Origin of the sequence: Oceanivirga salmonicida (assembly GCF_001517915.1) — a bacterium.
Lineage (GTDB): Bacteria > Fusobacteriota > Fusobacteriia > Fusobacteriales > Leptotrichiaceae > Oceanivirga > Oceanivirga salmonicida.
This window is the reverse complement of the sequence record NZ_LOQI01000060.1, coordinates 1-9,970: the sequence shown is the minus strand read 5'-3', so window position 1 is coordinate 9,970 and position 9,970 is coordinate 1. Positions and strand designations below refer to the sequence as shown.

9 protein-coding genes are annotated in these 9,970 nt (G+C 27.6%); all 9 read left to right on the top strand.

Annotated features, from left to right (window positions below; all coding sequences use genetic code 11):
* Positions 1–340, top strand: a 340-nt coding sequence (locus AWT72_RS06970) for a hypothetical protein (protein ID WP_197407628.1), incomplete at its 5' end; no start/stop codon positions are given.
* 104 nt (positions 341–444) lie between these two features.
* Entirely contained in the window at positions 445–1,605 is a 1,161-nt protein-coding gene (locus tag AWT72_RS06965) for an acetate/propionate family kinase (protein WP_067142871.1), read from the top strand.
* A 21-nt stretch (positions 1,606–1,626) separates the two neighbouring features.
* Positions 1,627–2,241 carry a hypothetical protein gene (locus AWT72_RS06960; RefSeq protein ID WP_067142868.1) on the top strand — a complete coding sequence of 205 codons (615 nt, stop codon included), beginning with the start codon at positions 1,627–1,629 and terminating at the stop codon, positions 2,239–2,241.
* A gap of 185 nt (positions 2,242–2,426) precedes the next feature.
* On the top strand, positions 2,427–3,638 hold the full coding sequence (gene arcA, locus AWT72_RS06955; protein ID WP_067142865.1) for an arginine deiminase: 1,212 nt from the start codon (positions 2,427–2,429) through the stop codon (positions 3,636–3,638).
* A 41-nt stretch (positions 3,639–3,679) separates the two neighbouring features.
* Positions 3,680–4,672 (top strand): ornithine carbamoyltransferase, encoded by a 993-nt coding sequence (argF, locus tag AWT72_RS06950; protein ID WP_067142862.1) that lies wholly within the window; start codon positions 3,680–3,682, stop codon positions 4,670–4,672.
* 3 nt (positions 4,673–4,675) lie between these two features.
* Positions 4,676–5,611, top strand: coding sequence for a carbamate kinase (gene arcC, locus AWT72_RS06945; protein ID WP_067142859.1), 936 nt, complete (start codon positions 4,676–4,678; stop codon positions 5,609–5,611).
* 16 nt (positions 5,612–5,627) lie between these two features.
* Positions 5,628–7,082, top strand: coding sequence for a YfcC family protein (locus AWT72_RS06940; RefSeq protein ID WP_067142856.1), 1,455 nt, complete (start codon positions 5,628–5,630; stop codon positions 7,080–7,082).
* A 69-nt stretch (positions 7,083–7,151) separates the two neighbouring features.
* Entirely contained in the window at positions 7,152–8,600 is a 1,449-nt protein-coding gene (locus AWT72_RS06935) for a C69 family dipeptidase (RefSeq protein ID WP_082680582.1), read from the top strand.
* A 231-nt stretch (positions 8,601–8,831) separates the two neighbouring features.
* Positions 8,832–9,970 (top strand): hypothetical protein (locus tag AWT72_RS06930; RefSeq protein ID WP_197407627.1); only part of this gene is annotated, 1,139 nt, incomplete at its 3' end.

Below are 9,970 nucleotides of genomic sequence, written 5' to 3'. Positions count from 1 at the left end.
TAATATTTATAAAGCAGTACCTAAAAGAATTATTCTTGTATTTATAATAATATTCGGTATTATGATGATAGTTGATTTTGTAATCACCATCATACAAGTTATTGGAATAGATAAAAATTTACAAGAATTAGATAATATAGAAAAAAATATACAAAAAATTTCAGATGGAATGGGCGAAAAAATTACAACTGGAGTATTAAAATATCAAGACACTAAAAATGAAATGATAGAGAAATTCTATAATAAATATAAGAGAATTTTAAAAGCATTTCCAAGTATGAAATCTAAAAAATATTCTAAAATATTAGATAAAATAAAAAATAGAATGAAAAAAAAATAAATATCTAGGACTTGAAATATATTAAAATTATAGTATACTTAATAATGAGATATAAAAACTCTAACCTTATTAAGTTAGAGTTTTCTAAATTAAGGGAGGAAGTAATGATAATATTAGTATTAAACAGTGGTAGTTCGTCAATGAAATTTCAAGTAATAGATACTTTGAAAAAATCAGTATTATTAAAAGGTATTTGCGAAAGAATCACTAAAAAAGATTCTATGTATAGTTATGTAGATAATATTAAAGAAATTAAAGTAAAAGATGAAATGAAATATTTTGAAAATCATGAAGATGCTTTGAAATTTGTAATTTCTTTAATAGAATTAGATAAGATTGATGCAATAGGACATAGAGTTGTACATGGTGGAGAAAAATTTAAAGATGCAGTTATAGTTACTGATGAAATAATAGAAGAATTAGAAAAAATAAAAGATTTAGCACCATTACATAATCCTGCCAATATAAAAGGTATAAAATTATGTATGAAACTAATGCCAAACAAAAAAAATATAGCAGTGTTTGACACAGCATTTCATAACACTATAAAAAAAGAAAAATACCTATATACTATACCATATGAATTTTACGAAAAATATGGAATTAGAAAATACGGATTTCATGGAACTTCTGTAAAATATGTTAGTAAAATAGCAAATGAAATGCTAAATAAAAAAGATAGTAAAATAATAGTTTGTCATTTAGGTAATGGGGCTTCTATAACAGCGGTTAGAAATAATCAGTCTATTGATACAAGTATGGGATTTACCCCTTTATCAGGAATACCTATGGGAACTAGAAGTGGAGACATAGATACAAGTATAGTGAAATTTTTAGTTGAAAAAGGTTATAGTTTAGATGAAGTATTTAATATTTTAAATAAAAAATCTGGTATGGTTGGAATATGTGGAAGTTCTGACAATAGAGAAATGACTAGATTAATGTTAGAAGGAGAAGAAAAATCTGTACTTGCATTTGATATGTATTCAAATAGAGTTTCAAGATATATAGGTAGTTATTTTGTAGAATTAGAAGGAATAGATGCAATAGTATTTACAGGCGGAATAGGAGAAAATTCTCCTGAAACTAGATTAAAAGTTTGTGAAAAATTAAAAGCATTAAATATTTTGTTAGATGAAGAAAAAAATAAATTAAGAGAAGATGGAGATATATCACTTCCAGAATCAAGTGTCAGAATTTATAGAATAAGAACTGATGAAGAAATGATGATAGCCAAAGATGTAGAAATGTTAGTTTTAAAATAGTTAGGAGGTAGAGAGATAAAAATGAAAAAAATTGCACTTATATTTATTACAATAATATTAAATTTGATTACATTTTCTAATGATGGAAATGACTCCAATAATTATTATTCATATAGAATAGGTGGCGGTCTAACATATGTTACTGAAACTACGATTTCAGGTAAAAATGTTTCAACAGTTCCTAATGCCAAGATAGAATTTGATCATGCTTGGAATATAGTATCAGGAAAAAATTTAGGTTTTATTATAACTAGTGGTGGATTATTAGAATTAGATATAAAAAGTATTACTAGTGGTAAATTTGAGACGGATTTTTACTCATTGTCATATGTAATACCACAATTAAAAGTAAATGCAGGTAATAATATATCTGTTAGGCAAGGATTAAAACTTTTAATAGGAAATGTATTACAAATAAGGCAAAAAGAATATATAATATCAGGTGAGTCTAAGTCTAAATTTGAATTTGGAAATGCATTAGCAGTAGGAACAGAATATGTATTAGGATTAGACTATAAGGCATTTACAACTAATATAGAATTAGGAGTAAGAGGTATATTAGAAAGAAATAAAATAGGTGAACTTAAACTTAAACCAATTGGAACTGTTTCAGCTTCAATAGGTGTGAAATTTTAAATAAATTAACAAAAGTAATTAAACAAAAAAGTTTTAATTGCTTTTTTTAATATTATTAAAACCGTTATATTTAATTTTTTTAGTATTTATAATGTTTTAAATACCTGTTTTTTTTTGGAAATGCTATTGCTTATTTCAAAAATCATGTTAAAATATAGTATAAATTTTAATTAGGAGGTATAGTTATGATTAACGTAAGAAGTGAAATCAAAACATTAAAAAAAGTCTTACTACACAGACCTGGTAATGAATTATTAAATTTAACACCAGATTCATTAGAAAGACTATTATTTGACGATGTTCCATTCTTGAAAGTTGCTCAAAAAGAACATGATGAGTTCGCAAGAATTTTGAGAGAAAATGGAATAGAAGTAGTTTACTTAGAAGATTTAGTGGCACAAACACTAGATACATCAGAGGAATTGAAGATTCAATTCTTGAAACAATTTATTGATGAAGGAGGCGTAAAACTTGAGAGTCATAAAAAGGCACTTCTTGACTTATTCATGAGCTATAAAGACACTAAAGAAATGGTATTGAAGACTATGGAAGGTGTTAATTACTCTGAATTAAGTATAGAACGATGTGATTTAGTAAGTCATTTAGAAGATCCAACTGAACTTATACTAGATCCTATGCCAAATTTATACTTTACAAGAGACCCATTTGCATCAGTTCAAAATGGTGTTATCTTAAATAGAATGTACTCTGTAACAAGAAATAGAGAAACAATCTATGCTTATTATGTATTCCATTATCACCCAGATTATAAGGGGAAATTAACAATGTTCTATGATAGAACTAATCCTTTCCATATTGAAGGTGGGGATGTATTAAATATTAACGATAAGGTTTTAGCAATCGGTATTTCTCAAAGAACAGAAGCTGGTGCTATAGATCTTGTTGCAAAAAATTTATTATTTGATGAAAAAAATTCACATATAGAAACAATATTAGCATTTGATATACCTGTTTCAAGAGCATTTATGCACTTAGATACAGTATTTACTCAAATAGACCATGACAAATTTAGTGTTCACCCAGGAATACTTGGAACATTAAGAGTGTTTGAATTAACAAGAGATGGAGATAATGTTAAAGTTACTGAACATATAGGAACACTAGAAGAAATCTTAACTAAACATATAGGTAGAAAAGCAATATTAATACCTTGTGGTGGTGGAGATAGAATAGTTGCCGAAAGAGAACAATGGAATGATGGTTCTAATACATTATGTATAGCTCCAGGAACAGTTATTGTTTATGACAGAAATGAAGTTACTAATGCTTTATTAAGAGAACATGGAATTAATGTTATAGAAATGCCAAGTGCTGAATTATCAAGAGGACGTGGAGGTCCTAGATGTATGTCAATGCCACTTGTTAGAGAAGACTAATAAAAATATATAAAAATTAAAAAGCGAAAGGAAAATTAAACATGCCAAAAAATTTACAAGGAAAGAGTTTTTTAAAACTATTAGACTTCACATCAGAAGAAGTTAGAGATTTATTAAAGCTATCTAGACAATTTAAAGAATTAAAAAGAACTAGAACACCACATAAATATTTAGAAGGAAAAAATATAGTTTTACTATTTGAAAAAACTTCTACAAGAACAAGATGTGCTTTTGAAGTAGCTGGAATGGATTTAGGAATGGGAGTAACTTACTTAGATCCGGGTTCATCACAAATGGGTAAAAAAGAAAGTATAGCAGATACAGCAAGAGTATTAGGAAGAATGTATGATGGTATAGAATACAGAGGATTTAGCCAAGTATTAGTTGAAGAACTAGCAAAATATGCAGGAGTACCTGTATGGAATGGTTTAACTGATTTATATCATCCAACTCAAATGTTAGCAGATATGTTAACAATAGAAGAAAACTTTGGATATCTTAAAGGATTAAACTTTACATTTATGGGAGATGCTAGAAATAATGTTGCTAACTCATTAATGGTTGTTTGTTCAATGCTTGGATTAAACTTTACAGCATGTGGACCAAAAGAATTAAAACCTGAAGCTAGTTTAATTGCTAAATGTAAAGAAATCGCAAAACAAAATGGTGGAAGTCTAACATTTACAGAATCAGTTTCAAAAGGTTGTAAAGATGCTGATGTAATTTATACTGACATATGGGTATCTATGGGAGAACCAGATTCAGTATGGGAAGAAAGAATTAAATTATTAAAACCTTACCAAGTTAATAAAAAAGCTATGTCATATGCGAAAGATGAAGCAATATTCTTACATTGCTTACCATCATTCCATGACTTAAATACAACTATTGGTAAAGAAATAAATGATAAATTCGGAATACCTGAAATGGAAGTATCAAACGAAGTATTTGAAAGCCCTCAATCAAAAGTCTTCGATGAAGCTGAAAATAGAATGCATACAATAAAAGCAGTTATGTATGCAACATTAAAATAATAAATGAAAAAATATAGATTGGTTATAGCTTTAGGAGGAAATGCATTAGGTAAAAACCCTAATGAACAACTAGAATTAGTTAAAAGTACTGCTAAAGCTATAGTTTCTATGGCCAAAGAGGGACATGAAGTAATAATAGGACATGGAAACGGACCGCAAGTAGGTATGATAAACTTAGCAATGGATTATGCAGCAAATGGAGAAGTTAAGACTCCATATATGCCTTTTGCAGAGTGTGGTGCTATGAGTCAAGGCTATATAGGTTATCATCTTCAACAAGCAATAAGAGAAGAGTTGAAAAAAGAAAACTTAGATAGAGAAGTAGCAACAATAGTAACACAAGTATTAGTTGATAAAAATGACACAGCATTTAAAAATTTAACTAAACCTATTGGAATGTTCTATAATAAAGAACAAGCAGATGAAATAATAAAAGAAAAAGGATTTACATTTGTTGAAGATGCAGGTCGTGGTTATAGAAGAGTAGTGGCTTCACCTAAACCTATTGAAATTGTAGAATTAAAAATAGTTAAACAATTAGTTGAAGCAGGTAATATAGTAATCACTGTTGGTGGTGGTGGTATACCTGTTATACAAACTGAAAATGGTTTAAAAGGTGTAGATGCAGTAATTGATAAGGATAAATCAAGTGCTAAATTAGCCCAAGACTTAAATGCAGATAAATTAGTAATATTAACTGCAGTAGATAAAGTATGTATAAACTTCAATAAACCTAATCAACAAGAATTAGATGTATTAGATGTTAATACAGCAAACAAATATATAGAAGAAGGACACTTTGCAAAAGGTTCAATGTTACCTAAAGTTGAAGCTTGTTTAGAATTTGTTAATAATTCTAATGGGGAAGCAATAATAACTTCACTTGAAAATGCTAGCATAGCATTAAAGGGAGAAACAGGTACAGTAATAAAAAAATAGAAAAGAGGATAAGTGTATGAGCAATAAAAAAGAGCGTAAATCATTATCGGCATATTCAATAATATTTATACTATTAATAATAATAGCAATATTAACTTATTTACTACCTAGATTATCAGAAGGTGTAACTGCTGAAATGATAAGTGAAAATTCAAGTGTAGTAGATGGAGTTGTTCCAGCAACATTAGCAACAGTATTTATGGCTCCATTTAATGGATTTAAGGATGCAGTAGATGTATGTGTATTCGTACTATTACTAGGTGGATTTTTAGGTATAGTTACTAAAACTGGTGCATTAGATGCAGGTATAGCAGCATTAGTAAAAAAATTAAAAGGAAATGAAATAATTTTAATACCTATACTTATGACATTATTCTCTATTGGAGGATCTACATATGGTATGGCAGAAGAAACAATAGCATTTTATAGTTTAATATGTGCTACTATGGTTGCGGCAGGATTTGATAGTTTAGTAGGTGCTGCTACTATCTTATTAGGAGCAGGAGTAGGGGTTTTAGGTTCTACTGTTAATCCATTTGCGACAGGAGTTGCTATGGGAGCAATTAATGCTACTGGTATAGAAGTTAGTAATGGTAAAGTAATGTTATTAGGGGTAATATTATGGATTACTTCATTAATAGCAGCAACTATATATGTAATGAGATACGCTAAAAAAGTTAAAGCTGATAAAGGTTCTATATTCTTATCATTACAAGAACAAGAAGATATGAAAAAATCTTTTGGACATGTAAATTTTGAAAATACTGAATTTACGGGAAGACAGAAGTTCACATTGGTAGTATTCGCATTCACATTTGTAATAATGATTTTATCATTAATTGCTTGGGGAGAATATGATATTCATATATTTGAAGGATGGTCATCATATTTAACAGGAACTTCATTAGGAGAATGGTATTTTGGAGAATTATCTATGTGGTTTACTTTTGCAGGTATAGTAATAGCAGTTATAAATGGATTTAGTGAAAAAGAAACAGTTGATTCATTTATGGCAGGTGCTGCTGACATATTATCAGTTGTATTAGTAATTGCATTATCTCGTGGAGTTTCTGTATTAATGCAAGCAACTTATTTAGATAAATATATATTAAATGTAGCATCATCAGGATTGTCTGGATTACAAGCATATATATTTGCACCAGCATCTTACTTACTATATATGGTATTATCATTCTTAATACCATCAACTTCAGGATTAGCAGGAGTTTCAATGCCTATAATGGGACCATTGGCTGCTAAATTAGGTTACAGTCCAGAAGTTATGATAATGATATTCTCAGGAGCATGTGGATTAATAAACTTAATAACTCCAACTTCAGGTGTTGTTATGGGTGGATTATCAACTGCTAAAATAGAATTTTCAACATATATTAAATGGGTTATGAAGTTAGTAGGAATAATATTTGTATTAAATATTATAATCCTTACACTAGCAATGATTATTTTATAAAATTTAATAATTTAAGGGGTACAACTTGTATTTGCAATTGTATCCCATTTTTTAGGAGAAGTGATTAAAGTGAAAAAAACTATGCTAACAATTGGTATGTTTGTTGCAGCAGTATATGCAATAGCTTGTACAGCATTTATTGCAGGTAAAAATGCAACAGTAGATGGTTCAATGATAAGTGCTAGAAATGAAGATTTAAAGGGAGTAAATCCGAAAAAGTTTGTTATTATGAAACCGGCAATTCATAAAAGGGGAGAAATGTTTGTTAATCCAGATACAGGGTTTAAGTGGCCAATGCCAAGAAAAACATTAAAATATTCTATATTACCTGATTCTGATCCATCAGGTGGAGTGTTTGGAGAAGCAGGATTTAATGAAAATGGTGTGTCTGCTTCAACGACAGTTTCAGCAAATGCTAATGATGCAATTTTAAAACATGATCCATATGTTAAAGGTGGAATAACAGAACCTGATATGGCATCATTAATTTTAATGAGTGCTAAAGATGCAAGAGATGGTATTAAAATTATTGCAAACATAATTGATAAAGTTGGAGCAGGAGAAGGGAATATATTAGTTGTTGCTGACAAAAATGAAATGTGGTATATGGAAATATACACAGGTCATCAATATGTTGCAGTAAAAGTTCCTGATGATTCATATGCAGTTTTTCCTAATGCATATTATTTAGGAAATTATAATTTCAATGACAAAGATGTTATAGCATCAAAAGATATTGAAAATTTACCAAAAAAACATAAATTAGCAAAAAATGGTAAAAATGGTAAATTCCATTTAGCTTTAACTTATAGAGAAGAAAATAGTCCATATAATGTAGTGAGAATACAACAAGGACAAAATTATTTTACTCCATCTTCACCAGTAAAATATGATGAAAATGCAACTTATGAATTATTTAGAAAACCAGATAAAAAAATATCAGTTGAAGACGTTATGAATTTTTTAAGATATAGATATGAAGGAACTGAATTTGATGCTAATATAGCAAAAAATAAAGGAAAAGTAAGACCAATAGGTGATGAATCAACACTTGAATCTCATGTTATACAAATGAGAAAAGACAAATTAAGTGTTATGTGGTTATCTATGGGAACAGCGGAACATTCAGTTTATGTTCCATTTTATGAAAATATATCAAAAGTGCCTATGACATATCGTGTTGATAATAATGAATATGAACCAAATTCAATATACTGGGCAATGAAATCATTACACATAGTAGCAAGAGAAAATAGAGATTTCTATACTCCAGGTATAAGAAAACATTGGTCTGGTATGGAAAAAGATTTTATAGCTAAACAAAAAGAAGAAGATAAGAAAATATCACAAATGAGTAAAAAAGAAGCAGAACAATATGCGAATAAGATATTTGCTGAAAAAACTTCAATGGTTAAAAAAGATGCAGATAAAATGTTTAGTCAATTAATGAAATTTGCAGGTAACTTAACTGAAAGAAAATTGATAGACAATAAAGAAAGATTTGAATTTAAGAAGTAAAAATTAAGAATTAAGAATATGAAAATGCTAATTATAAGACTATATTGTAGTTAGCATTTTTTTATAACTGAAAAATAACTAAAAATATTGAAATAATATGAAGTTAATAAATTTAAGTCTTAAAATATAAAATGAAAAAAATAACTAAAAAATAACCGATTTAGAGCTATTGCTATTTATTTATTTTTTATATATAGTTGTTATAGTAATAAAATAAAAGGGGGTAATAAAATGAAAAAAAAATTAATTTTGTTTGCATTTTTCTTGTCAATTTTATCAAATGCAAAAGTTAGTAAAACTGTTCATTTTGACATGAAATCAAGTGTAGACACAAACTATTTTAATGGACAAAATTTATCGATTAAATATATTCCTATAGATTTGAAAATCAGAACTCATAGAGATAAATTCGTATATTTTTTTAAAGTTAGGGGAGAAAGAGGAGATATAAAAGAAAGTAATGAAGTGTATAGACATGTAAAAACAAAACCTGAGGGATTAATTGAAGATTTTAGAAAAGGTTTTGAATTAGAAAAAAAAGGTAATAATTATGAAACACCATCTACCGATATTATACATTTAAGTAAAGATCATTTTCATTCTCCACATGAACATGATGATACATTATTTGGACATGAACATAGTATTTTTGAAAAAGATCATGAACACCATCATGACCCAAATACTTTGGGGTTAGAAAATGCTATTTCTACTAAACCAGTAAAAGAAACTGATGACTTACAACTTAAATTAGGAATATTTTATAAGCCAAATAAATATTCAAATGTAAAATTAACATTATTTCCATTTTCATATAATGGAGATGAGAGAAGATATCATAATAGTATAGTTTTAGATGTAGATCATACTCATCTTTTTAAAAAGAATTTATCTTTAACAGTTAAGCCTAAATTTACAACATATGATTTCTATATTCCAACACTAGTTGAAAATAGAACTTATCTAAAATATGCTTTGGATGAAAACACAGTTTTAACAGGTTATTTATATAACGGTTTACAAGTAAATAATTTAAATGAAAAAAATAATTTTAAAAATAGTTTAAGTCTTACTTATGACTATAATACTGAAAAAAATAGAGGTCATGAATTTTATGAAGTTTTAGATCATGAACATGAAAAAATAGATCAAATAAAATTTAATATAAGACTAGGGCATGAAGGTATTTATTTATTAAATCCAATAAATAATGCTAAAACTAAATTTGATGAAAAAGTAAATATAATTAATACAACTGTTGATTTTGTATATAAAAAGACTGATTTTTTTGCAAAAGATTTAGTATTCTCAAATAAAACAAAATTAGACAGTACTATAAATTTAGTTAAGAGTAATAATAGAAAATATAC